The organism is Streptomyces shenzhenensis, assembly GCF_003688995.1.
GTDB classification, from domain to species: Bacteria; Actinomycetota; Actinomycetes; order Streptomycetales; family Streptomycetaceae; genus Streptomyces; species Streptomyces shenzhenensis_A.
The window spans coordinates 371,743-397,297 of the sequence record NZ_PENI01000004.1 but is presented as its reverse complement, the minus strand read 5'-3'; the positions used below and the strand labels follow the sequence as shown (position 1 = coordinate 397,297).

Below are 25,555 nucleotides of genomic sequence, written 5' to 3'. Positions count from 1 at the left end.
GGGCTACAACTCTAGGGGCGACACAGTGTCAGCACACCGGGCTGCCGGAGGCGTACGTCATCCGGCCAGCCCTGACCGTACGGACGTCGTGGCTTGTGTGGGGTTGTCGCCTGCGGCGACCGCGAGGTCGCGTAGGAGGCCGGCGAGTACGTCGTCCGGTCCGTAGCGGCCCAGGATGTAGCCGGCGCGGGTGAGTTGGGCGAGTCCGTGCATCTGCGCGAACAGCTGGCGGACGAGGAGATCGGCGTCCGTGTCGGCGTGGAACCGCCCGGCGCCGGCGCACCGGCGGATCGCGTCGCGCGGGAAGCGCAGCAGGGCGACGCCCATGGACCGGTCCGTCTCGCTGAGTTCGAACCCGGCGAGCGCCGAGCCGCCGAACAGCACGGCGTAGACGTGGGGTTCGGCGCGCGCGAACTCCTGGTAGGCGCGGCAGAGTCCGGCCAGTTCACGGACGGGGTCGGCGTCGGGCGGTACCTCCCGCACCCGGGCGAGGAACCGTTCGACGCCCTCCTTCATGACCTCGCGCACCAGTTCCGGCATGGACCCGAAGTGGGTGTACACGGCCATGGTGGAGGCGCCGACGGCCCGCACGAGCCGGCGTGCGCTGAGCGCGCCTGGCCCTTCCTCGGCGAGGACCCGGGCGGCCTCGTCCAGCAGGCGGCGGCGGAGGGGGCGGGCGCCGCGGCCGGGCGCCGCCGGATCCGGGTTCTGGGTTGACACGAGCCGAGCATAACGCTGTTATTGGCATAACGGCGTTATGGACGGGGGTTCGGCGCATGCGCAGGACGGGTACGCGACCGGTACGGCTGCCGGCGGCCGCGGGGGACGACACGGGAACCACGGAGGGCGCGGAGCCCGCGCTGCGGCTGGCGGTGATCGGGGACTCGGTGGCGGCGGGCGTGGGCGCGCCGGACCACCGTGCCACGCTCACCGGCCAGACGGCACAGGCCCTGACGGCGATGACCGGCCGGGCGGTGTCCTGGCGGGTGACGGCGAAGCCGGGCGCGACGCTCTCGGAAGTGCGGCGCGGTCTGCTGTCGGGGCTCACCGACCCGACGACCCGGTGGCGCCCGCACCTGGTCCTAGGTCCTGTCGTCAAACTCCCGTCGTCCGCCCGGAGGGCGGGCCCTGCGGCGTCAGGTGCGTGCTCTCGGTGTGCCGGGCGCGGGCCCTCGTACTGGACGTACTTGGGCCTGTGTCCGGTGCGGCGACTGCGTGCATGGCATCGCGGGGCTGGGGGCACCTCCCGGCCGGAGGCTGGGGGAGGGAGTTTGACGACAGGGCCTAGTGGTGGCCGGCACCAATGACGCGCTGCGGCTGCGCAGGCCGGGCGCGTTCCGCCGGGACGCCGAGTCCCTGATCCGCGACGTACGCCTGCGGCTCGGCGAAGAGGTCCCGCTGGTCTTCGCGGGCCTCCCGAGGATCGACGGCCTGGCGGCCCTGCCGCGCCGGCTGCGCCTGCCGATGTCGTTCTACGTCCGTCTGCTGGACCACAAGCTGAAGACGGCGGCCACGAGGGGAGCCGCCGTCTTCCACCTTCCCTCCGGGGGCCCGCCGGACCTCCCCGGTGACTGGCTGGCGGCCGACCGGTTCCACCCGTCCCCCGCGGGCTACCGCGCCTGGGGCCGCGTCCTCGCCTCCCGGCTCGCCACGCTCACGGAGACGGCCTGCCCGCCGCCCGCGGCCGACGCCTGAACGGCATCGTCCGCGGGCCGGGGATCAAGTACCTTGGCCACGGCGTACACGCGACAAGTGCGGCACACGTGACGGGGGTTGCGGGATGGTGGGGCATCGGCCCGCGGACTGGCATCCGCTGGATCTTGACAAGGACCCGACACCGGGCGACCCGCAGCGGGTCCGTTCCCTGGCGAAGCAGCTCCACGACTTCGCCGACGATGTCTCCGACGCCCTGCGGCTGGTCAAGGGCATGGCGGGCGAGGGCACGCTGCTGGAGTGGGCGGGCAAGTCGGCGGAGGTCTTCAAGGAGCAGTTCGGGGACGTCCCGAAGAACCTGAAGAAGCTGAGGACGTCGTACGAGATGTGCGGCGACGCGCTCGCCGACTTCTGGCCGAAGCTGGAGCGTGCGCAGGCGCTGGCGGACCGGGCGCTGGCGAGGGCGAAGGAGGCCCAGTCCGACCTGTCCTCCGCCAAGTCCCGTCTCGCGTCGGCCGATTCCTGGGTCACCCGGGCCGGCAAGGAGGCGGACAAGTACAAGGACGACCCGACCGGCCGCGGCAGCGACGGGGACAAGCCGGACGAGGCGAAGGTCCGCGCCGCCACCCGGGACGTCCAGCACGCCAAGTCGGCCCGCACCGAGGCCCAGTCGGACGTCACGACCGCGCAGAACGCCCTCGACGCGGCGAAGAAGATGGCCGAGGACGCGCGGAAGATGCGCGACGAGGCGGCCCGTGAGGCGAAGACGAAGATCGACGAGGCGTCGGACGCGGGGATCCAGAACCGGTCGTGGTGGGAGGACATCGGCCACTGGTTCGAGAACAACTGGGACACGATCGTCGCGGTCTGCAAGGTGGTCGTCGCGGTCGTCGGCATCGTCGCGATGATCATCGGCGGGCCGATCCTGGGTGCGATCGTCCTGATCGCGGCCCTCGTCGTCCTCGCGGACACCCTCTACAAATACTCCCAGGGCCAGGCATCCCTGTGGGACGTGGCGTTCGCAGCCCTGGACTGCATACCCGGCGGCAAGGGCATCACCACACTCGGCGGCCTCGCCCGAGGGATGAAGGGCCTGGGCAAGCTGGGCCTGAAGGGGATGGCCCTGAGCCTGCGCGGGCTGGCCAAGAGCGGCAGGGGCATGCTGGCCGACGGGGCCCGGGGCGCCTTCAACCGGTTGACGGGCGTTGTCCGCCGCGGCGGCAGCGACCCGGTGGACATGGCCACGGGCAAGATGTTCCTCCCTCAGACCGACACAGAGCTTCCGGGTCTCCTCCCTCTGGCCTTCGAACGCCGGGTGGAGTCGGGGTATGCGGCGGGCTGGTGGTTCGGGCCGTCGTGGTCCTCAACCGTGGACCAGCGTCTGGAGATCGACACGGAGGGAGTCGTCTTCGTCACCGAGGACGGCCTGATCCTCACGTATCCGCATCCGAACCGGCCGGGGGCACCCGTGCTGCCGGACATCGGTCCTCGCCGGCCCCTGTCCCGGCTGGAGAACGGCGGCTACGCCGTGACCGACCCCCTCACCGGGCACACCCGCCGCTTCGGGGCACCCGCCGACGGGCTGGCGCTGCTGGAGTCGATATCGGACCGCAACGGGCACACCATCGACTTCCACTACGACGCTGTCGGCACCCCCACCGACATCCGCCACTCGTCCGGCTACCACCTGAAGCTGACCGCCGATGACGGCCGTATCACCGCCCTCGCCTTGGCCGGCGCCGGCGAGGACGGCTCGGACGTCACCGTCAAGCGGTACGGATACACCGACGGCAATCTCACCGAGGTCATCAACTCCTCAGGTCTCGCGCTCCGTTTCAGCTACGACGAGCGGTTGCGCGTCGCCTCGTGGACCGACACCAACGACAGCCGCTACGCCTACACCTACGACACGCAGGACCGCTGCATCGCCGAGGGCGGCGCGGCCGGCCACATCGCGATCACCCTCGACTACGGCGGCAGGGACCCGCGCTGGCCGGACCACCGGGTCACGACCCTCACCACCGCCCAGGGCGCGGCCAGCCGATTCGTGATCAACGACCTCTGCCAGGTCGTCGCCGAGATCGACGCCAACGGCGGCACCACACGCACGGAGTACGACCGGAACCACCACGTCGTGTCCTCGACGGACGCCCTGGGTCACACCACCCGGTTCACCCACGACCTCGACGGACGGCCCCTCTCCGTCACCCGTCCGGACGGCGGGGTGACCCGCTGCACGTACAACGAACTCGGGCGCCCCACGACCGTGACGCTGCCGGACGGATCCCGTTGGCGGCGCGCGTACGACGCGCGCGGCAACTGCACCGCCGCCACCGACGCGACCGGCGCGACGACGCGGTACGCGTTCGACGACGCCGGGCGGCTGACCACCGTCACCGACGCACTCGGCGCGATCACGCGGGTACGCTGCAACGCCGCGGGGCTGGTGGCCGAACTGACCGACCCGCTGGGCAACCGAAGGACCGCGGAGCACGACGCCTTCGGCCGAGTCACCCGCACCACAGACCCCATGGGAGCGCAGGCCCGCCGCTGGTGGACCGTCGAGGGCCGGCTCGCCCGCCTGCTCGGGCCGGACGGGGCGGAGCAGACATGGGCCTACGACGGCGAAGGCAACTGCGTCAGCCACACGGACGCGAACGGCGGTGTCTCCCGCTACGAGTACACCCACTTCGACCTGCTCACCGCGCGTACCGGACCCGACGGAGTCCGGTACGAGTTCGAGCACGACCCTTCGCTCCGCCTGACCAAGGTCACCGCCCCGCGCGGCATGACGTGGGAGTACGCGTACGATCCGGCCGGACGCCTGGTGGCGGAGACGGACTTCGACAACCGCCGGATCACCTACACACGTGACCCGGCGGGCCGCGTGGTGGCACGCGCGAATCCGCTGGGACAGTCGGTCACCTACACGTACGACTCCTCGGGGCGGCTGTCCGCCAAGAACGTGGACGGAGCGGTCACCGGGTACGAGTACGACAGCGTGGGCAGGAGGCTGCGCGCCACGGGCCCCGACTCCACGGTGACCTGGGAACGGGACGCGAACGGCAGGCCCGTCGCCGAGACCGTGAACGGCACAACCCTGTCGTTCGGTTACGACGCAGCGGGCCGGCGCACCGAGCGGATGACTCCCACGGGCGCCCGCACCCGCTACGGTCACGACGCGGCCGGCCGTACGACATCGCTCGTCGCCTCCGGTCACGCCCTCGCCCTCCGCCATGACGCGGCCGGACGCGAGACCTCGCGGCTGGTGGGTGACCACCTCGAACTGGGCCAGGGCTGGGACGCGGCCGGCCGGTTGGTGGACCAGACCGTCACCGCGGCCGGGGCCACGGTCCAACACCGCTCCTACACCTACCGTCCGGACGGCCTCCTCGTCGGCATCGACGATCCCCTGCTCGGCGGGATCGAACTCGGCCTCGACGACGCCGGCCGAGTGACGGAAGTCCAGGCGCGCGACTGGACCGAGCGCTACGCCTTCGACCCCGTGGGAAACCAGAGCCGGGCAGTGTGGCCCGCAGGCCACCCCGGCCACGAAGCGCAGGGCGATCGAGCCTGCACCGGCAACAGCCTCACCTCCGCAGGCTCCATGCGCTACGAGTACGACGCGGCGGGACGCATCGTGGTCCGCCGCAGGACCCGGCTGTCGCGCAAGCCCGACGTCTGGCGGTACGCGTGGGACGCCGAGGACCGTCTCACCTCGGTGACCACCCCGGACGGGACCGTCTGGCGCTACCGCTACGACCCCTTCGGCCGCCGCACGGCCAAGCAGCGCCTGGCCGCCGACGGCGTGACAGTCACGGAGGAGGTCCGGTTCACCTGGGACGGTCCCACCCTCGTCGAGCAGACCACCACTGCCGCGGAACTGCCGCACCCGGTGACGCTCACCTGGGATCACGACGGGCTGTTCCCCGTGGCCCAGACCGAACGCCTCACCGACCGGGCCACACAGGAGGAGATCGACTCCCGCTTCTTCGCCATCGTCACCGACGTCGTGGGTACTCCCACCGAACTCGTCGACGAGGCGGGACACATCGCCTGGCGCTCCCGCAGAACCCTCTGGGGCATCACCGCGTGGCAGGCCGACAGCACCGCCCACACGCCCCTGCGCTTCCCGGGCCAGTACCACGACGCGGAAACCGGCCTCCACTACAACTACCAGCGCTATTACGATCCCGAGACCGCGCGCTATTCCACACCGGATCCGCTCGGACTGGAGCCGGCCCCCAATCCCTACGGCTATGTGGCCAACCCGTTCCGGTACATCGATCCGTTCGGACTGTCTCCTTATACGGTTCTGTACCATGGGTCGATGGACTGGCAGGGCAGCCAGTTCGCGTTGGACCTCTCCGAGGCGGGGCAGCGAGCCGGTACGCCGCAGGCGGGTGTCTACTTGACGGACGACTTCACACGAGCCGCTTCGTCCTACGGTCGAGGCGGGCACGTGGTCCGTGTCCAAGTACCGGAGGAATTCGCCGGCTCCATCCGGCAGATGGGCGGCCCGAGGGGAAATCAGCCTGAATTCTTCGTCAACACACCCGAGGGCATCGAAATCCTGAACAACGGCATCACGGACGTCCTCCCCACCCCAGAGGCGACAATGCGGCACTTCGCCGGCCTCTTCTGATCGAGCAAGGTCCTTTGACATGACGGATGAGTACGCGCCGGTCTCCGAAACAGGGCTCGGCTACGACGTGTTCGCCCCGCTGTGGGGGATTCTGGAGCTGAGCGCGGTCACCGTCTCGGGGGCACGGTCACTGCGGGATGTCTCCCTTTCCGGCTTCGTCGCCGCACACCGCGACGACCTGGATCACCTTCTCGAAGTGATCCGAAGCATCGGAGACTTCTCCGCGGAGACCATGGACATCTTCGAGAGACAGGGTGGTTGGCACGACAACCGTGCGGTGACACCGGAATACCTCATGATGTACTCGGGCTGTATCGAGGGCTATCCACCCGACACGGACGACCCGGTCGTGCTGCGACGCATGGTCCACATGGGCGGTGACCTGCAGCTGACCGCTCTCCTGGATGCCCTGGTGGGCGCCGCCACCGTGCGCGGCCCCGGTCCCGAGCAAGTAGCCGCGCTCGTGGTCGCCGCCGTGCGCGGGGCGGCTTCGCTGCTGGGCCGCGACGGGGACCAGGCGGCGGTGGACACCTTCCGGATGTGGCGGGTCAAGTTCCTCCCGGACATCCTGCGCCCGGACGCTCCCTCACGTCCCGGTGCCAAAGAGGCACTCCGGACCCACGCCCATGCGCTGGAGACGCTGCTCACCCCCTACCCGTGAGGGGATGCGTTGTCGGGTCAGAAGCCCAGGCGGCGTAGTTGTTTCGGGTCTCGTTGCCAGTCCTTGGCGACCTTTACGTGGAGGTCCAGGAACACCGGCGTGCCCAGCAGTGCCTCGATCTGCTTGCGGGACTTGATGCCGACGTCCTTCAGGCGCTTGCCCTTGGGGCCGATGACGATGCCCTTCTGGCTGGGGCGTTCGATGTAGAGGTTGGCGTGGATGTCCAGCAGCGGCCGGTCAGCGGGGCGGTCCTCGCGCGGGAGCATCTCCTCGACGACCACGGCGATGGAGTGCGGCAGCTCGTCCCGGACGCCCTCCAGCGCGGCCTCACGGATCAGCTCGGCCACCATGACCTGCTCCGGCTCGTCCGTGAGGTCGCCCTCGGGATAGAGCGCCGGCCCCTCGGGCAGCATCGGGATCAGCAGGTCGGCGAGGAGTTCCACCTGCTTGTCGCCGACCGCCGACACCGGGACGATCTCCGCCCACTCGAAGCCCAGCTCCCTGCCCAGCGCGTCGATGGCGATCAGCTGCTCGGCGAGTGCCTTGGAGTCCACCAGGTCGGTCTTGGTGATGACGGCGACCTTGGGTGTCTTCTTGATCCCGGCCAGCTCCTTCGCGATGAAGCGGTCACCGGGGCCGATCTTCTGGTCGGCGGGAAGGCAGAAACCGATCACGTCCACCTCGGCCCAGGTGGTGCGCACCACATCGTTCAGCCGCTCGCCGAGCAGGGTGCGCGGCTTGTGCAGGCCAGGGGTGTCGACCAGGATCAGCTGGGCTTCGGGGCGGTGCACGATGCCCCGTACCGTGTGCCGGGTGGTCTGCGGCCGGTTCGAGGTGATCGCCACCTTCTGCCCGACCAGCGCGTTCGTGAGGGTGGACTTGCCCGCGTTGGGGCGGCCCACGAAGCAGGCGAAGCCGGCACGGTGTACGGCCTCGGCCGACTGCTCGGATGACTGGGTACGAACGCTCATGCCGCCCATTGTCCCTGATCCCCGACCCAGCCCGTACCGCCCGGGACGGGCACCGGGGCAGGTCCGTACGACAGAGAGTCACGGTGACATCACCCTGCGGGTACGGACGGGCGGCGGGCACGGCCCCGGCGCGCCCGGACCAGCAGGGTCACCCCCGCGACGGCCACGGCGGCGGCCACCGTCACCACCAGCCACGGCAGTGCGAGGAACGAGGCGCTCGACGACTGCCGGGTGCCGGTGGCGTGCGCCGTCAACGTGACGTCCGCCCAGTCGAGTTGGGGCGCATTCCGCCACGGCGCGGTGAGCCGGACCCGCTGCCCGGGCAGCAGCTCGGCGGGGATCCCGGTCAGGTCGCGGGCCAGCAGGGTACGGCCGAACAGGCCCCGCGCCCTGAGTTCCACCTTCGGATCGAGGGTCACATTGCCGGTGTTGTGCAGGGTGTAGGAGACGGCCGCGGCGCTGTCGCCGAGGCCGGGGACGAGCGGCTGGCGGTGGGTGATGCGGACGCGCTCGACGGCGAGCGCGGGCAGCGCGGGTCCGCTCACCCGCAGATAGACCCGGGCGCCGACGGCCCGGCGCACGCCGAGCGCGACCGATCCGGCGCCGGGGTCGATCCGCTCGTCGATCGCCACGAGCGCGCCGGAGTGGTCGCCCGGTTCGGCGTCCACGGGCACCCGCAGTGTGACGGGCACCGTGACGGTGCCGTGGCCGGGGACGGTGACCCGGGACCGCGCGGGCCGCGCCCACGCCCCGACCCCCCGCATCCGCTCGCCGGCCGTCCGCACGGCGAAGCCGCCGTCCCGGGCGGTGTTGTAGGCGTCGGCCGCGTACAGCCGGAAGGTGCGGGGCTCGGCGGTCTTGTTGGCGAGGACCACCTTGTCCTCGATGGTCTGGCCGGGGTCGGCGGAGAGAGCGAAGTACGGCCGTGCGGCGACGCGCGAGGAGACGGGGTAGACGGACCAGCTGCCGTTGTCGGCGGCGTGCGCGGGCGTGGCCGCGAGGCCGAGGAGCAGACAGCACAGGCTCAGCAGGAGGACGTACGGCTTGCGCATGGGTGCGGATGGCTTGCGCATGGGTGCGGATGGCTTGCGCATGGGTGCGGATGGCTTGCGCATGGGTGCGGGCCCCCACGGGCGTAGGTCGGGGCGGTCGGACGGGTGCGGCCCCGCGCGGGCGGGCGCCCGGCCGCCGGAGTCGGATGCGGTCAGGTGAGGGTGAGCGTGAGGACGCCGGAGTACGCGCCCGGAGGCGTGAACGCCGGTACGTCCAGGGACAGTCCGGCGTCGACGGTGAACTCACCGCCGGTGAGCGTCCCGTCGGGCGCCTGTGCCAGCGTGGCCCCCGAAGCGCCCACCGTGCCCGCCGAGCCGGCCGCGCAGGTGCTCGGGCTGCCCGTCTCGGTCGCGCAGGCGGGGGTCCAGCTCAGCTTCCCGGCGTCGATCCGCCCGCCGGGGCCGGTGAAGTCGGTGACCTTGCCGGTCAGGGACCAGCCCGCGGGGCCGCCGCGGAAGTCCTTGACGGTCACCGTGCGCAGCGCGCCCGTCGAGGCGCCGCCCTCGCCGAAGTCGACCGCCGACAGCGCGACGGAGTCCCCGGCCTGGGACATGGCCAGCGTGCCCGCCTTGACGGTGGTGGTCAGCCGCTGGCTGCCGTCGGGGACGGGCGTGGTGTCGTTGACGACGTAGGCCGCGGGTCCTGCGCCCAGGTCGGCGTTCCATGCGCTGCCCTCGTAGGCCACGATCCCGGTCGTGGCCGGGTCGTTGACGACGAGGGAACCGCTGAAGGAGCCCTGGGCGTTCGCGGTCACGGTCGCCGTGTCCGCGGTCTGCGCCGCCCCGGACCGCCCGGCCAGCGTGACGCTCGCGCCCGGCGTGAAGTCGCTGCCGCTCACGGTGACGCTGTCCCCCGGGTCCCCGGATGCCGAACTCAGCGAGATGGCACGGGTGTTGGTGGGGACGCCGGAGGTCGCCGTGACGGTCTGGGACACCGGGGCTGGCGGGGCGATGACCGTGCAGGGGGTGTCCAGTTCGAGGATGTAGCTGGTGTGGATGTTGTAGTCGCCGGGCGAGAGGGTGATCGCGCCGGGCGAGGTGACGGTGAACGTCCCGGTCATGGAGAACGACGGGAACGTGCCCCTTCCCGGCACCGGGGGGTTCTTCTTCGGCCCCGCCACCGTGATGCTGCCGCTCTGCGCGCCGCCGAGGGTGACCTTTCCGGTCGGGGTCATGATGTCGGCCGGCAGGGCGAGGTCGGTGGGGTTGGCGGCGGCGGCCGTGACCACGGTGTAGGTCACGGCGACGGTGTCGCCGACCTCGGGGCTGGTGTCGTCCACCGTGATGTTCGCGGTGGTGGTGCCGTCGATGGGCGGCAGGCCCGCGATCGCGGGCGGGATGCAGTGGGTGGCGAAGTCCACGTTGCTGCCCGCCGCGGCCGGGCAGGCCAGGGCGCCGCCCGCGGTGACCGCGAGCGCGGTCGCGCCGAGCAGGGACGCCCAGCGCCGGCGTGCGGATCTTCGGAGTGTCGAACCCATGGGCCCCCTCCTTGAGGGTTGCGGGCGCAGCGGCTCGGCTGCGCCGACAGGGGGCCATTGATGTGGAGGTCGCGTGAGAAGTCAATGAAGAAGCGGCAGGAGAACTGACATGGTGTCAGTTCTCCTGCCGCAGCCGTGCGTCGGACCTGCGTCGGGTCAGTCGAACACGAACGGGCCCGGCGACTGGTTGCCGGTCGCCGTACAGGTGATGGTGATACCGAAGACCGTCATCTGCAGCGAACCGCCGTTCGCCTCCAGGCTGTCGCCGGAGGCCACGGTGCCGCTGAGCGGGCCGACGGTGACCGGGTCACCGGCGGCCATGGCGGGGTTCTTCGTGCCGCTGAAGACGGTGGTGCCGCCGCCCGCCTTGACCATCGTGAGCTTGGACGTGATCGAGTCCGCCGACAGTGACAGGGGTGCGGTGACCGCGGTGGACGTGAGGGTCATGGTGGCCGAGGTGCCGCTCTGGGTTGCGGTGAGCGTGGCCGCGCCGCCGCCGAAGGCTCCGCAGTCGGCGGTGATCGTCGCCGATTGCGGGGTGACGGCCAGGGCTGCGGGCGCGAAGGCCAGCCCGGTGACCGCGAGGGCCCCGACCGCCAGTGCCGCACCGGTTGCTGTTCGCTTGCCTCTCATGGGAATCCGGCTCCCTTCCCGTTGTCTGGGAATGCCATGTGGGGATGGACGGGAGGTACGCGCCGACGGACGACCCCGGACCAGGTGGATGCGGGCACCCTGCGGGGCTGAAACTGACGGTCCGTCGGGAACTTGCGGTTCCATTGATACGCGAGGGACACCCGCCGACAAGGCCGATTTCCAGCCGATTAACCAGAACAGCTACCGCCTGCCCAACTCCGGCCGGGATCGGTGGGGTTCACTCGACGGAGAGCGATACGTCTCGCCCGGCCGAGAGCCATGTCACGCGACCGGGAAGAAGCCGAGCGGCTGGGTCGGACGGGACCGGTGGGGTCCACCCGAGCGAGGGCAGTGGGGTTCGTCCGGCCGGGAGCGATGCGGTGTGGCCGGGCAGAAGCCGTGCGGTGCGGTCAGGCGGGAGCAGTGCGGGCGGTCACGAGCCGTGCGGGCGGCCGGGCCGGCGGGATTCATCACCCCGGCGGGAGCGGTGGGGTTCACCCGGCCGGAAGCGATGCGACTCGGCCACCGACAACGGTGCAGCACGGTCCGGCAAGAGCCGAGCGGCCCGGTCGAGTGGGACCGGTGGGGTCCACCCGAGCGGGAGCGGTGCGGCTCGCTGCCCGGCCCAAAGCCGTACATCGCGGCCGGGCCGGAAGCGGTGCGACTCGCCCGGCCGAGAGCAGTGCCGTGCGACCGGGCAGAAGCCAAGCGGCTCAGCCGGCCCGAGAGCGGTCGGGTTCACCCGACGGAGAGCGACACGTCTCGCCCGGCCGAGAACCGTGCCGTGCGACCGGGCAGAAGCCGAGCAGCTCAGCCGGGCGGGAGCGGATACGGCTCGCCCGGAGCGATACGGCGTGGCCGGGCAGGAGCAATGCGGTCGGTCACGAGCCGTGCGGGCGGCCGGGCCGGGCCGGCGGGGTTCATCACCCCGGCGGGAAGCCATGCCGCATGGTCCGGCAGAAGCCCAGCGGCGCGGGCGGTCGAGAGTCGTGCGGGCGGCCGCGCCGGGGACGCGGAGTTCATCGCCCGGGCAAGTGTGGTGCGGCTTGCCCGGACCGAAGCCGTGCCGTGCAGGCGTGCGGCTCGGGCAGCCCGGAGAGCCGGGGTCCACCCGAGCGGGAGCGGTGCCGCGCCAGCCAAGCGGCTGGGCGCCGTGGGATTCAGGTGGCGGTCAGGGTTCGGTGGATCTTGCCGTCGGGGGTGGACAGTAGGACAGGGGTGTCCGGGCCGCCGAGGTCTCGTACGGCGGACAGGTCCTCGGTGGGCACGGTGTCGGACTCGGTCACCACGGCCGCCGCCTCAAGGGACTTCGCCCCGGACGCCACCGCCATCGCCACGGCCGTCCGCAGGGCGCTGAGCCGCAGGGAGTCGAGGGCGACGGTCCCGGCGACATACGTACGCCCGGTCTCGTCCCGTACCGCCGCGCCCTCGGGCACGCCGTTGCGGGCCCGCGCGGAACGGGCCAGAGTGACGATCTTGCGGTCCTCGGGGTCGAGCCCGGTGCTGTCGGTCATGCCCCGAGCATACGAAGCCCCGCACGGCCCGCTCCACCACGGGGGTCAGGGGCGGTCCAGGCGGAGCCGCTCGGCGCGCGGCAGTCCGGCGACGACCAGGTCGTACGAGTCCTCGACCAACTCCCTGACCACACGGTCCGGGAGCGCGCCGTCGACCGTGACGGTGTTCCAGTGCCGCTTGTTCATGTGCCAGCCCGGGACGATCAGCCCCGGGTGCTCGCCACGCAGCCGGACCGCGTCCTCCGGATCGCACTTGAGGTTGACCGTCAGGGGCGTGGCCTCCAGGCTCGTCAGCGCGAAGAGCTTGCCCCGCACCTTGAAGACCGAGAGCTCGGGGTTGAACGGAAAGTCCTCCACGCTCGCGTTGAAGGACAGGCAGAAGTCACGCAGCGCCCGGGGCGTCACCCGGACTCCTTCTCGGCGGGCACGCCCTCCACCACGACCGGCTCCACCAGCACCGTCACGATCTTGTTCCGGCGACCGATCGCGGCCTCGGCCGTCAGCCGCAGCTCCCGGCCGTCCGGCAGCTCCACGACCGACGAGGCGCCCGCGATCGGCACCCGCCCCAGCGCCTTCGCGAGCAGCCCGCCGACCGTCTCCACGTCCTCGTCGTCGTACTCCTCCAGCCCGTACAGCTCGCCGAGGTCGGTGATGTCGAGGCGGGCGGTGACCCGGTAGCGGTCGTCGCCCAGCTCCTCGACGGGCGGCAGCTCACGGTCGTACTCGTCGGTGATCTCCCCGACGATCTCCTCCAGGATGTCCTCGATGGTGACGATGCCGGCCGTGCCGCCGTACTCGTCGATGACGACCGCGACGTGGTTGCGTTCCTTCTGCATCTCACGCAGCAGGTCGCCGGCGTTCTTGGTGTCCGGCACGAACACGGCGGGCCGCATGGCCGTGGACACCACGTCGTTCTCGGCGTCGCGGCTGATGTGCGTCTTGCGGACCAGGTCCTTCAGATACACGATCCCGACGATGTCGTCCTCGCTCTCACCGGTGACCGGGATACGCGAGAAACCGGACCTGAGCGCCAGGGTCAGGGCCTGCCGGATCGTCTTGTAGCGCTCGATGACGATCAGGTCGGTGCGCGGGACCATGACCTCCCGCACCAGGGTGTCGCCGAGCTCGAAGACCGAGTGCACCATGCGGCGCTCCTCGTCCTCGATGAGCGACTCCTGCTCGGCGAGGTCGACCAGCGCGCGCAGCTCCGCCTCGGAGGCGAACGGGCCACGGCGGAAGCCCTTGCCGGGGGTGAGCGCGTTACCGATGAGGATCAGCAGCGACGGGATCGGGCCCATCACCCGGGCCAGCGGCACCAGCACATACGCCGCCGCGGTGGCCGTGTTGAGGGGGTGCTGCCGGCCGATGGTGCGCGGCGAGACGCCGACGGCGACGTACGACACCAGGACCATGACGGCCATCGCGACGAGGAGTGCCTCGGCGGTGGAACCGGGGAACTCCTCCAGGCAGGCGTAGGTGACCAGCGCCGCCGCGGCCATCTCGCAGGCCACGCGGACCAGCAGCGCGACATTGAGGTAGCGGGTGGGGTCGGCGGCAACCTGGGCCAGCTTGGCGCTGCCGCGGCGGCCGGACTTCACGGCCTCCTCGGCGCGGAAGCTGGAGACGCGCGCGAGGCCCGCCTCCGCGCAGGCGGCCAGCCAGGCGACGACGATCAGCGCGATCGCGCCGAGGACGATCTGCGGACTCATGCGGACCCGCTCACGAGACCGTGGGTGCCGGAGAGGGGCCGGTCAGGCCCTTCTCCGCGCGCCAGCCGTCCACGATGGCCGCCTGCAGGCCGAACATCTCGGCCCGCTCGTCGGCCTCCTCGTGGTCGTAGCCGAGCAGGTGCAGCACTCCGTGGACGGTGAGCAGCTGGAGCTCCTCGTCCATGGAGTGCTGCGTCGGGGCCTCGGCCCCCTGCTTGGCGGCGACCTCCGGGCACAGCACGATGTCGCCGAGGAGTCCCTGCGGGGGCTCGTCGTCGTCCTTGGCGGGCGGCCGCAGCTCGTCCATCGGGAAGGACATGACATCGGTCGGGCCCGGCAGGTCCATCCACTGGATGTGCAACTGCTCCATGGCATCGGCGTCCACGACGATCACCGAGAGCTCGGAGAGCGGGTGGATGCGCATCCGCGCGAGCGCGTAGCGGGCGATGTCGAGGATCGCCTGCTCGTCTGCCTCGGTGCCGGATTCGTTGTTGACGTCGATCGACATGCTCGTGCTGGTCTACTTCCCCTTGTGCGCGTGCCCGGCCTTGTCGCGGCCGCCCTTGTGGGTGCCGTTCTCGGTGCCGTGCCTGCTGTCGTACTTCTCGTACGCGTCGACGATACGGCCCACCAGCTTGTGCCGTACGACATCGTGCGAGGACAGTCGGGAGAAGTGGACGTCCTCCACCCCGTCGAGGATGTCCTGGACCTGTCGCAGACCGGACTTGGTGCCGTTCGGCAGGTCGACCTGGGTCACATCGCCCGTGATCACGATCTTCGAGTCGAAGCCGAGCCGGGTGAGGAACATCTTCATCTGCTCGGGGCTGGTGTTCTGAGCCTCGTCCAGAATGATGAAGGCGTCATTGAGCGAACGGCCACGCATATATGCGAGGGGGGCGACCTCGATGGTGCCGGCTGCCATCAGGCGGGGGATCGAGTCCGGGTCGATCATGTCGTGCAGGGCGTCGTAGAGCGGGCGCAGGTAGGGGTCGATCTTCTCGTAGAGCGTGCCCGGCAGGAAGCCGAGGCGCTCACCTGCCTCGACCGCGGGGCGGGTCAGGATGATGCGGTTGACCTGCTTGGACTGCAGGGCCTGGACCGCCTTGGCCATGGCGAGGTAGGTCTTGCCGGTACCGGCGGGGCCGATACCGAAGACGATCGTGTGCTTGTCGATCGCGTCGACGTAGCGCTTCTGGTTGAGCGTCTTGGGGCGGATGGTGCGGCCGCGCGAGGACAGGATGTTCTGCGTCAGCACCTGGGCCGGGGTCTCCTGGCCGTCGCTCTCCCCGTTCTCGCTCGCCTTGAGCATGGCGATCGAGCGTTCCACTGCGTCCTCCGTCATCGGCTGCCCGGTGCGGAGCACCAGCATCATCTCGTCGAACACGCGCTGAATGAGGGCGACTTCATGGGGGTCGCCGACCGCGCTGATCTCATTGCCCCGGACGTGGATGTCGGCCGCCGGGAAGGCCTTCTCGATCACGCGCAGAAGGGAGTCGCCAGAACCCAGCACGGTGACCATCGGGTGCTGGGCTGGGACCGTGAACTGTGCTCTCGCCTGCTCCTGCGCAGGGGTGCGAGCTGTGGGTGTCTGAGTCATGGGCCGGCGCTTAAGGCCTGCGGTTCCTCCTCATCACGGCCGCGTAGCTGAGGGCGGCCTCGCGATTCCAAGAGTACGACGGTGTACCGACAACGCCGTAAGTCTTTTCGCCCCTGCGTGCGCCGTCCGGCGGTTGCGGGGGTTCGCCCCGGGAGTGCCCCGGTACGTTGTTGGGCGGCTGCGGGCGCGTTGTGGCTGGTCGCGCAGTTCCCTGCGGGATGCCGTCCGGCGGTTGCGGGGGCGCCCCCGAGAGTGCCCCCGTACGTTGTTGGGCGGCTGCGGGCGCGTTGTGGCTGGTCGCGCAGTTCCCCGCGGGATGCCGTCCGGCGGTTGCGGGGGCGCCCCCGAGAGTGCCCCCGTACGTTGTTGGGCGGCTGCGGGCGCGTCGTGGCTGGTCGCGCAGTTCCCCGCGCCCCTTCAGGGCGCTGGCACCAGCCCGGCGGGACAGGCTCGGGCAGGTCAGCCCCGGGAGTGCCCCGGTACGTTGATGGGCGGCTGCTGCGGCGTTGTGGCTGGTCGCGCCGTTCCCCGCGCCCCTTTGGGGCGCTGCATCTGCCCGGTGGGACAGGCTCGGGGGTGCTTCTTGGGTCAGGCTGAGCGGCGGAAGCCGATTGTGGGGACTGCTCGGCGGCGGGGCCACGGGTGTGCGCCCTCCTCCGGTACCAGCCGGTCCAGGAACGCGTATCGCCGCAGCGCGGCCGGATCCTGGCCCTCGACCGACTGCACCCTGCGCCACCACGCCCCGATCTCCGACCAGCCGGGAGCCGACAGCGATCCGCCGAACTCCTGGACGGACAGCGCGGCGGTGAGCCCGGCGAAGGCCAGCCGGTCGGCCAGCGGCCAGCCGGCCAGGGTGCCGGTGACGAAGCCCGCCACGAACACGTCGCCGGCGCCCGTCGGGTCGAGGGCCTCCACGGCGATCGCGGGGACCTCGGCGGTCTCCCCGGTCCGCCGGTCCACCGCGTAGGCGCCCTCCGCACCGAGCGTGACCACCGCCAGCGGTACGTGTGCGGTCAGCGCGTGCGCCGCCGACCGGGGGCAGCCGGCGCCGGTGTAGCGCATCGCCTCCTCGGCGTTCGGCAGGAACGCCTCGCAGTGCTCCAGGTCGGCCAGCCCGGACAGGTCCCAGGTGCCCGTCTCGTCCCAGCCGACGTCCGCGAAGATCCGGGTGCCCTCGCGCGCGGCCTGGGCGATCCAGGGGGCGCGTGCCCCGGGCGTCAGGGACGCGATCGCGGCACGCGCGGGTGGTGGGCAGTCCGGGGCGGGTTCCTCGGGGGGCGGCTCGTGGCCGTGGGAGACCATCGTGCGCTCGTCGTCGTAGGCCATCGAGACGGTCACCGGCGAGTGCCAGCCGGGGACCGTGCGCGAGGTGGACAGGTCGATGCCCTCGCCCTGGGCGAGGGCGTCCCAGCAGTACTCGCCGTAGTGGTCGTCGCCGAAGGCCGCGGCGAGGGAGGTGCGCAGGCCGAGCCGGGCCAGCGCCGTGGCCATGTTGGCGACCCCGCCGGGGCTCGACCCCATCCCCCGGGCCCAGGACTCCGTGCCGCGTACGGGGGCCGCGGCGAGCCCGGTGAAGATGATGTCCAGGAAGACGGTGCCCGTCAGGTAGACGTCCCAGGGCGGGTCGCCGGGCACGCGCAGGGCGGCCAGCGGGTCGACGTGGACCTGCCCGTGCTGGGGCTGGGTGAGGTGCTCCGGTTCCTCTCCGGTCATCGCGTGGGACGCGGTCACGGTGTGCTCCCTGACGTGGTACGGATCAAGTCAGTGTGCACCCTTTTCCGTGACCGGTCTCACCTTCAGGGCGCGACGACGCCGCGCACGGGCCCGGGCATTGCAACGCGCTCCGCGCCGGGTGTCGTCCTCGGGACAGCGCCGCCCGCCGCGCCCGGATCCGGTGGGCCCGACCAGGCTGCCCTCGGTCGCGCCGGTGTCGTCCTCGGGGTGGTGGTCGGTGGGTGGCTCGGTGGAGGGCGGTTCACCAACGGGGGACGGTGGGGGTGACCCATTCGGGGTCGGCGACCCGCATCGCGGCCGCGTCGTCGCGTTCCCTGAGCGTGCCGTCGTCGGCGGCCCAGCGGCGGTGCAGGAACTCCAGCCGGTCGCGGTCGAGTTCCACGCCGAGGCCGGGTGCGTCCGAGACGACGACCTTGCCCCCGGTGAAGGTGAGGCGTTCGGTGAGGACGTCCTCCGGCTGCCAGGGGTAGTGGGAGTCGCAGGCGTGGTGGAGGTCGGGGACGGTCGCGGCCACCTGGGTCATGGCGGCCAGGCTGATCCCCAGGTGGGTGTTGGAGTGCATGGAGACGCCGACGCCGAAGGTGCGGCAGACGGCGGCCAGTTGCTGGGTGTTGCGCAGCCCGCCCCAGTAGTGGTGGTCGGAGAGCACCACCTGGACGGCGCCCGTGGTGAACGCCTCCTGGATCTCGGCGAAGGTCGTCACGCACATGTTGGTGGCCAGCGGGACCTGGGTGCCCGCGGCGACCTGGGCCATGGCGGGCGTGCCGAGCGCGGGGTCCTCCAGATACTCGAGGACGTCGGCGAGTTCCTCCGCCACGGTCAGCGCGGTCGCCACGGACCAGGCGCCGTTGGGGTCGAGCCGCAGCGGGTGCCCGGGGAAGGCCCGGGCCAGCGCGTGGACGGCGGCCGTCTCCTCGTCGGGCGGGAAGACGCCGCCCTTGAGCTTGAAGGAGGTGAAGCCGTACCGCTCCTTGAACTTCCGGGCCTGCTCGACGATGCCGGCCGGGTCGAGGGCGGCGCCCCAGTCGTCCCGTTCGCCGGCCACGCCCTCGGGGTGGTCGGCCCATCGGTAGAAGAGGTACGCGCTGTACTCGACGGCGTCGCGCACCTTGCCGCCGAGCAGCGCGTGCACGGGCAGGCCCAGCGCCTTGCCGAGGGCGTCGAGGCAGGCGACCTCGAAGCCGGAGACGACGGACAGCCGCAGCTTGTCGGCGGTCTGGACGCCGCGCAGCCCGCCGACGTCGATGGCCTCGCTCACCCGGTTCGCGTCCACGGCGATCTCGTCGGCGACCGTGAACAGGCCGTTGAGGTCGGACACCTGACGGCCGATCAGCCGCGCGGCGAAGGGCCGGGCCAGCTCCAGGTACTTGGTGTCCCCGTACGTCTCGCCGATGCCGGTGCTGCCGTCCGCGGTGACCACCTCGATGATCAGGCGGGGCGTGTAGGGCTGGTGGACGCCCTGGGTGTTCAGCAGCGGCGGGTCGGCGACCAGGATCGGGGTCAGCCGTACGTCGGTGATGGTCAGGTTCCGGGTCACAGGGCGGCTCCCACGAGGTCGAGTCCGGCTGTCAGCAGGGTCATCTCCCCATAGAGACGCCATCCATGTATGGAGACAGAGGTTAGATATACGAATCACGAGCGTCAATGGCCGCGTCCGGCGAGACGATCCGCCTGGGGCGGCTGGACGGCCGGGGCGGCCGCCGGCTGCCGGCTTTCTGGCGGCCGGTGCTGCTGCCGACGTCCTGGGGGCTGCCGCCCCCGGACCCCCGCTTCGGCCTGGCGGCCTCGTCCTCAAACGCCGGACGGGCTGGATCTCAGCGGACGCCAACTGACCACCGCTACTCGAAGGTGTAAGCGTCCACCTCCGCCAGATACCGCCCCCTGCGCTCCTCGTCGTCCTCCAGGAACGAGGCCAGGAAGGAGTTGCGGGCCAGCTCGCGCAGCCGGTCCTCGGTCAGGCCGAGCGCCTCGCGCACCGCGTCGAAGGTGTCGCCGACGTAGCCGCCGAAGTAGGCCGGATCGTCGGAGTTGACCGTGCACATCAGCCCGGCGTCGAGCAGCGCGGGCAGCGGGTGCTCGGTCAGGGCGTCCACCGCGCGCAGCCGGACGTTGGACAGCGGGCACAGGGTCAGCGGGATCCGCTCCCGCACCAGCCGTTCGACCAGCGCCGGGTCCTCCAGGCAGCGCAACCCGTGGTCGATGCGCTCGGCGCCGAGCACGTCCAGCGCCTCGGCGATGTACTCCGGCGGCCCCTCCTCGCCGGCGTGTGCCACCCGGCGCAGCCCGAGCGCCGCGGCGGCCTCGTACACCGCGCGGAACTTCACCGGCGGATGCCCGACCTCGGCCGAGTCCAGGCCGACGCCGGTGATCCGGTCGAGGTGCGACCGGGCCGCCTCCAGGGTGCGCAGCGCGGACTCGGCGGACTCGTCCCGCAGGAAGCACATGATCAGCCGGGTGGAGACGCCGTGGTTCCGCTCACTGCTGCCGAGCGCCCGCCACAGCCCCTCGACGACCGTGTCCATCGCCACTCCCCGGGCGAGGTGCGCCTGCGGGTCGAAGAAGATCTCCGCGTGCCGCACGCCCTGAGCAGCGGCCCGGGCCAGATAGGCGTCGGCGAGGTCCGCGAAGTCACGCTCGGTGCGCAGCACGGCCATGAGTTCGTAGTACAGGTCGAGGAAGGACTGGAGGTCCTCGAACCGGTACGCCGCACGCAGTTCCTCGGTGTCCGCGTACGGCAGTCTCACGCCATTGCGCTCGGCCAGCCGAAACGCCAGCTCGGGCTCCAGCGTGCCTTCGATATGGAGGTGCAGTTCCGCTTTGGGGAGGGGCATCAAAGCATCGTACGGGCGTTTCACCTGCGCTTCGGAACAGGCACTCGCAGTAGGTCGTGCGCAACCGTCAGCTCCCCCTCGAAGCCCGCGGCCCGCGCCTGCCGCTCGAACTCCGCCGGATCCGGGTAGCGCTGGCTGAAGTGGGTGAGGACCAGATGCCGCACCCCGGCGTCCCGGGCCGCGCGGGCGGCCTGCCCGGCGGTCAGATGCCCGTACTCCACGGCGAGTTCGACGTCCTCGTCCAGGAAGGTGGACTCGATGACGAGCAGGTCGCAGCCCTCGGCGAGCGCGTGCACCCCGTCGCACAGCCGGGTGTCCATGACGAACGCGAACCGCTGCCCGCGCCGCACCTCGCTGACGTCGTCGAGCGTCACGCCCCCGAGGACGCCCGCGCGCTGCAGCCGCCCGATGTCCGGCCCGGCGATCCCGTGCGCGGCGAGCCGCTCGGGCAGCATGCGGCGCCCGTCGGGCTCGACCAGGCGGTAGCCGTACGACTCGACGGGATGCGACAGCCCGCGCGCCTCAAGGGTGTACGCGGGGGTCACCGCGAGGGTGCCGTCGCGGTCCACGGGCGCCTCGGTGAGCGCCACGGTCTCCCGGTAGGCGGTGGCGTACCGCAGCCGGTCGAAGAAGCGCTGCCCGGAGCGCGGGTAGTGGGCGGTCACCTGGTGCGGCACCCGGTCCAGGTTGATCCGCTGGATCACCCCGGCCAGGCCCAGCGAGTGGTCGCCGTGGAAGTGCGTGACGCAGATCCGGTTCAGGTCGTGGGCGGCGGCCCCGGCCCGCAGCATCTGGCGCTGGGTGCCCTCGCCTGGGTCGAACAGGATCCCCTCGCCGTCCCAGCGCAGCAGGTAGCCGTTGTGGTTGCGGTGCCGGGTGGGAACCTGGCTCGCGGTGCCGAGCACCACCAGTTCACGGACGGACACGGCGCCCTATCCGGGGGGCCACTGCATGCCGCGCCCGCCGAGGACGTGCGCGTGGGCGTGCCAGACCGTCTGGCCCGCGCCGCTGCCGGTGTTGAAGACGACGCGGTAGCTCTCCAGCTTGTCCTCGTCGGCGACGGCCTGGCTCTCGCGGAGCACGTCCGCGGCGAGCGTCGGCGCGGCGGTGGCCAGCTCGGCCGCGTCGCGGTAGTGGGCCTTGGGGATCACCAGGACATGGGTGGGCGCCTGGGGGTTGATGTCCCGGAAGGCGACCGTGGTCTCCGTCTCACGGACGATCGTCGCCGGGATCTGCCCCGCGGCGATCTTGCAGAACAGACAGTCGTCCTGCGGCGCGCCGTCCGCTCGCTGCGCTGCCATGCGTGTGCCTCCTCACGCCGGGTGATCTCCTATGGGTGCATGGTAGCGAGGCCGGCCGGACCGGATCCGCACCTCGGCCCCCACCGCCACCAGCCACCCCGGACCGCACGACCGCCCTCGACCTGCACGCCGCCTCCTGCCACCCCGCCACGGGCCTCACGGCAGCCCCGCCCGCCCGGGAACACACCACAGCCGAGCCCCCACCCCCGGACCACAGCACCACCCGAGCCACACAACCGCCCCCGGCCCCGCCCCGGGCCTCACGGCGGCCCGCCCGTGCTGCGGGTCCTGGGAGCGCACCGCGGCCGGGGCCGGCAACCCCCGACCCGAACCCCGCGACCGCACCACAGCGCGGCCCCGCGGACAGCCCCGGGCCACGTCAGCCGCCCCGGACCCGGCAGCCCGGCTCACGCCCCCACCCACACCGCGCACCCCGGGCCCCGGGTCCCGCCACGGCACCCGGAACCGCACCGGCGGTCGCCGGGCCTCACGGCAGCCGCGGTGGCGTCTTGGCCGGTGTCGACTCCAGCGCGGCCAGCGCCAGCGCGACCGCCTCGTCCAGCTGGGTGTCCCGGCCGGCCGCCCAGTCCTGCGGGCGCTGCACCACCTCCACGTCCGGGTCCACCCCGTGGTTCTCCACGCCCCACTCGTAACCCTCCAGCCAGAACGCGTACTTGGGCTGGGTGATCCGGGTGCCGTCGACCAGGCGGTAGCGGTTGTCGATGCCGATGACGCCGCCCCAGGTGCGGGTGCCGACCACCGGGCCGATGCCGAGCGCCTTGATCGCCGCGTTGACGATGTCGCCGTCGGAGCCGGAGAACTCGTTGGCGACGGCCACCACGGGCCCGCGGGGCGCGTCCAGCGGGTAGCTGAGCGGCCGCATGCCGCGCGGCACGTCCCAGCCGACGATCCGCCGGGCCAGTTTCTCCACGACGAGCTGCGAGGTGTGCCCGCCCCGGTTCTCCCGGACGTCCACGACCAGCCCCTCGCGGGCCACCTCGATCCGCAGGTCGCGGTGGATCTGCGCCCAGCCCGGCGCCTGCATGTCCGGCACATGCAGATAGCCGAGCCGGCCGCCGGAGCGCTCGTGGACGTACGCCCGCCGGTCGGCGACCCAGGCGTGGTAGCGCAGCGGTTCCTCGTCGTCGAGCGGGACGACCACGGTGTGCCGCAGATCGCCGCCGCCGGCCGGCGAGACGGTCAGCTCGACCGGCTGCCCGGCCGTGCCGACGAGCAGCGGGCCGGGTCCGACCATCGGGTCGACCGGCCGGCCGCCGACCGCGACGATCGCGTCCCCGGCGCGCACCGCGGCGCCGGGCGCGGCCAGCGGGGAGCGGGCCCGGGGGTCGGAGGTCTCCGCGGGCAGGATCCGGTCGATGCGCCAACCACCGTCCGGGTGCCGGGAGATATCGGCGCCGAGCAGGCCCTGCCGGGCGCCGGAGCCGTAGCCGCCGCGCGGTATGACGTAGGCGTGCGAGGCGCCGAGTTCGCCCTGCACCTCCCACAGCAGGTCGACCAGGTCGTCGTGGGTGGCGACCCGGGCGAGGACCGGGCGGTAGCGGTCGAGGACCCCGGCCCAGTCGACGCCGCCCAGGTCGGGCCGCCAGAACTGGTCGCGCATGATGCGGCCGGCCTCGTCGTACATCTGCCGCCACTCGGCGACCGGGTCCACGGTCTGCCGGACCCGGTCGAGGCCGACGGTGCCGCTGGTGTCGCCGTCGTCGTCATGACCGGCCCGCCGGTCGCTGGGCACCACCCTCAACCGGTCCTCGGTCCGCAGCAGGACGCGTTTGCCGTCGCCGCTGACCTCGAAGTGGTCGGCGTCGGCGGCGAGATGCTCGATGCGCTGCTGGACGAGGTCGTAGCGCTCCAGCTCGGTCTTGGGGTCCGGATCGTCGGGCGTGGCCCGGGTGGCGCCGAGGACGCCGCGCACCGGGTGGCGCAGCCACAGCACGCCGTCCTTCGCGGCGCGCAGGTTGGAGTAGCGGGCGGCCTCGACCGGGAACGGGACGATCCGGTCGGCCAGGCCCTCCAGGTCGATGCGGGTGGCCGGGGTGCCCTCGCTGTCGGGGGTCTCGTCCCGGTCGGGGGTCTCGAACGGCCGCCCGTGCCGCTGCGGGCCGAACGGGGACGGCGTGGTCGCGGCCAGGGTGATCAGGTGCGGGCGGTCGCCGACCACGAAGGCGAGGTCGAGGACGTGCTCGTCGTACACCGGGTCGAACGACCGGCTCGACAGAAAGGCGAGGTGCTTGCCGTCGCGGGTGAAAGCGGGCGCGTAGTCCTGGAAGCGCAGCGGGGTCGCCTCGGTGACCGACAGGTCGGTGGTGTGGGCGAGCCGGAGCTGGCACAGCGGGTGCGGGCCGGGGTGCGACCAGGCGAGCCAGGCCGAGTCGGGCGAGAAGGCCAGCCCGGAGACCTCGCCGTCGGTGCTGCGGTCGACCTCGCGCACCTCGCCGGTCTCCCGTTCGACGAGCAGCAGCCGCCCGTCGTGCGCGGCGACCGCGGCCCGGCTGCCGTCGGGTGCCATGGCCAGCTCCAGGACCCGGCCCAGCTCTCCCGCGGCGAGCCGCCGGGGTACGGCGCCGGGCACGAGGCCGGTCGCGGGGGCGAACTCCAGGGCGTCCTCGCCCTCGGCGTCGGTCACCCACACCACCCACTCCTCGCCGTCCGCGCGGAACGTGCGCGGCAGCCGGGCCCGCACGCCGGGCTGTGCGGCGAGGGCGCGGGTGGGGCCGGAGCGGTGGGTGACCCAGTGGACGGCGCCGCGCACCAGGACCGCGCTGCCGCGCGCGGTGTGGTCGGGCGACGCGGACCCGCACCAGCGGGCCGCGTTCACCGGGTACGGCTGGAGGTCGAGGCCCGGCCCGCCCAGGCGGATGTCGAGACGGCGCGGCTCCGCGCCCGCCAGGTCGTCGAGGAGCCACAGTTCACCGGCGCTGGAGTAGACGACCCGGTCGCCGTCGGAGGTGGCGTGCCGGGCGTAGAAGCCGTCGAGCGGTGTGTGCCGGCGCAGCTCGGAGCCGTCGGCGAGGGAGGAGTACAGCGCTCCGGTGCCCTCGTGGTCGGAGAGGAAGGCGATCCTGTCCCCCACCCACATCGGGGCCTCGATGTTCCCGTCCAGGTCCTCGTGCAGCCGGACGAACTCCCCGGCGCCCGATCCGTCGCCCGACCCGGCGCCCGATCCGTCGCCGACGTTCCTGTCGATCCACAACTTGCCCGCCGTACCGCCCCGGTAGCGCTTCCACCAGGCGGCCTCGCGGCCCATCGCGGCGGACAGCAGCACGGTGCACGGCCCGAACGCCACGTCGCCGACGGGCCCGTACGGCAGGGTGTCCGCGGGTCCGCCGTCCAGCGGGACGGCCCGTGCCCAGCTGCGGCGCAGGCTGGGCTGGCCGTGTGTGCTGAGCGCGAGGACCCGGCCGTCCGGGGTCCAGCCGCGCACCTGTGTGCGCCAGCTCCCCCAGTACGTCAGCCGCCGCGCGGGACCGCCGTCGACGGGGGCGACATGCACCTCGGGGGCGCCGTCGCGGGTGGAGGTCCAGGCGACGGTGGTGCCGTCGGACGAGATACGCGGATGGGTCACGGGCACGTTGTCCGCGCTGGCCCGCCAGGCCCGGCCGCCGTCCAGGGGGGCGAGCCAGATGTCGTCCTCGGCGGTGAAGGCGACGAGATCGCCGCGCAGATGGGGAAAGCGCAGATACGAAGACGCTCGGGGGACGCCGGCCGAACCCGCCCTGTCTGCCGCGTCCGTCGAAGTGGACTCAGTCACCCGATCA

General features: G+C 72.2%; 19 protein-coding genes. 3 read left to right on the top strand and 16 right to left on the bottom strand.

The features are described 5' to 3' along the window. Positions 1 to 57 precede the first annotated feature (57 nt). Entirely contained in the window at positions 58 to 720 is a 663-nt protein-coding gene (locus CTZ28_RS09435; RefSeq protein ID WP_121888805.1) for a TetR/AcrR family transcriptional regulator, read from the bottom strand. A gap of 570 nt (positions 721 to 1,290) precedes the next feature. Between CTZ28_RS09435 and CTZ28_RS09430 the strand changes: the two genes are divergently transcribed. From CTZ28_RS09430 to CTZ28_RS09420, 3 genes are all read left to right on the top strand, one after another. Further along, positions 1,291 to 1,695 (top strand): GDSL-type esterase/lipase family protein, encoded by a 405-nt coding sequence (locus CTZ28_RS09430; protein ID WP_147481126.1) that lies wholly within the window; start codon positions 1,291 to 1,293, stop codon positions 1,693 to 1,695. 85 nt (positions 1,696 to 1,780) lie between these two features. Then, positions 1,781 to 6,298 carry a DUF6531 domain-containing protein gene (locus tag CTZ28_RS09425; protein ID WP_121888803.1) on the top strand — a complete coding sequence of 1,506 codons (4,518 nt, stop codon included), beginning with the start codon at positions 1,781 to 1,783 and terminating at the stop codon, positions 6,296 to 6,298. Between the two features lie 19 nt (positions 6,299 to 6,317). After that, complete coding sequence (locus tag CTZ28_RS09420) at positions 6,318 to 6,959, top strand: hypothetical protein (RefSeq protein ID WP_121888802.1); 642 nt, start codon at positions 6,318 to 6,320, stop codon at positions 6,957 to 6,959. 17 nt (positions 6,960 to 6,976) lie between these two features. Here CTZ28_RS09420 and era read toward each other — a convergent pair whose 3' ends face one another. The 15 genes from era to CTZ28_RS09345 all read right to left on the bottom strand — a co-directional run bounded on the left by era (position 6,977) and on the right by CTZ28_RS09345 (position 25,476). Then, positions 6,977 to 7,930 carry a GTPase Era gene (gene era / locus CTZ28_RS09415; RefSeq protein ID WP_183154321.1) on the bottom strand — a complete coding sequence of 318 codons (954 nt, stop codon included), beginning with the start codon at positions 7,928 to 7,930 and terminating at the stop codon, positions 6,977 to 6,979. 89 nt (positions 7,931 to 8,019) lie between these two features. Then, positions 8,020 to 8,982, bottom strand: coding sequence for a WxL protein peptidoglycan domain-containing protein (locus CTZ28_RS09410; RefSeq protein WP_183154328.1), 963 nt, complete (start codon positions 8,980 to 8,982; stop codon positions 8,020 to 8,022). A gap of 152 nt (positions 8,983 to 9,134) precedes the next feature. Further along, positions 9,135 to 10,460 (bottom strand): WxL domain-containing protein, encoded by a 1,326-nt coding sequence (locus tag CTZ28_RS09405; protein WP_121888799.1) that lies wholly within the window; start codon positions 10,458 to 10,460, stop codon positions 9,135 to 9,137. Between the two features lie 156 nt (positions 10,461 to 10,616). Next, positions 10,617 to 11,093, bottom strand: a complete 477-nt coding sequence (locus tag CTZ28_RS09400; RefSeq protein ID WP_121888798.1) for a hypothetical protein — start codon at positions 11,091 to 11,093, stop codon at positions 10,617 to 10,619. A gap of 1,160 nt (positions 11,094 to 12,253) precedes the next feature. Continuing rightward, positions 12,254 to 12,607 (bottom strand): cytidine deaminase, encoded by a 354-nt coding sequence (locus CTZ28_RS09395; protein ID WP_121888797.1) that lies wholly within the window; start codon positions 12,605 to 12,607, stop codon positions 12,254 to 12,256. 45 nt (positions 12,608 to 12,652) lie between these two features. Then, positions 12,653 to 13,012 (bottom strand): MmcQ/YjbR family DNA-binding protein, encoded by a 360-nt coding sequence (locus tag CTZ28_RS09390; protein WP_121888796.1) that lies wholly within the window; start codon positions 13,010 to 13,012, stop codon positions 12,653 to 12,655. Continuing rightward, positions 13,009 to 14,316, bottom strand: coding sequence for a hemolysin family protein (locus CTZ28_RS09385; protein WP_121888795.1), 1,308 nt, complete (start codon positions 14,314 to 14,316; stop codon positions 13,009 to 13,011). The genes CTZ28_RS09390 and CTZ28_RS09385 overlap by 4 nt, the downstream gene beginning before the upstream one ends. 10 nt (positions 14,317 to 14,326) lie before the next feature. Beyond that, a complete protein-coding gene (gene ybeY, locus CTZ28_RS09380; protein WP_121888794.1) occupies positions 14,327 to 14,824 on the bottom strand; it encodes an rRNA maturation RNase YbeY in 498 nt (165 codons plus the stop codon). A gap of 12 nt (positions 14,825 to 14,836) precedes the next feature. Then, positions 14,837 to 15,913: a PhoH family protein gene (locus tag CTZ28_RS09375; protein WP_121888793.1), complete on the bottom strand. Its 1,077-nt coding sequence runs from the start codon at positions 15,911 to 15,913 to the stop codon at positions 14,837 to 14,839. Positions 15,914 to 16,501: 588 nt separating this feature from the next. Continuing rightward, the gene (locus tag CTZ28_RS09370; protein WP_121888792.1) at positions 16,502 to 17,644 is read right to left on the bottom strand and encodes a carbohydrate kinase family protein; all 1,143 of its coding nucleotides are present in this window, start codon (positions 17,642 to 17,644) and stop codon (positions 16,502 to 16,504) included. A 244-nt stretch (positions 17,645 to 17,888) separates the two neighbouring features. Then, positions 17,889 to 19,184, bottom strand: coding sequence for a glucarate dehydratase family protein (locus CTZ28_RS09365; protein ID WP_121888791.1), 1,296 nt, complete (start codon positions 19,182 to 19,184; stop codon positions 17,889 to 17,891). A gap of 301 nt (positions 19,185 to 19,485) precedes the next feature. After that, a complete protein-coding gene (locus CTZ28_RS09360; protein ID WP_183154320.1) occupies positions 19,486 to 20,478 on the bottom strand; it encodes an adenosine deaminase in 993 nt (330 codons plus the stop codon). Positions 20,479 to 20,498: 20 nt separating this feature from the next. Continuing rightward, the gene (locus tag CTZ28_RS09355) at positions 20,499 to 21,404 is read right to left on the bottom strand and encodes a ribonuclease Z (protein ID WP_121888789.1); all 906 of its coding nucleotides are present in this window, start codon (positions 21,402 to 21,404) and stop codon (positions 20,499 to 20,501) included. 6 nt (positions 21,405 to 21,410) lie between these two features. After that, on the bottom strand, positions 21,411 to 21,779 hold the full coding sequence (locus tag CTZ28_RS09350) for a histidine triad nucleotide-binding protein (RefSeq protein WP_121888788.1): 369 nt from the start codon (positions 21,777 to 21,779) through the stop codon (positions 21,411 to 21,413). 487 nt (positions 21,780 to 22,266) lie between these two features. Next, positions 22,267 to 25,476 (bottom strand): S41 family peptidase, encoded by a 3,210-nt coding sequence (locus CTZ28_RS09345; RefSeq protein WP_121888888.1) that lies wholly within the window; start codon positions 25,474 to 25,476, stop codon positions 22,267 to 22,269. Positions 25,477 to 25,555: the final 79 nt, after the last annotated feature.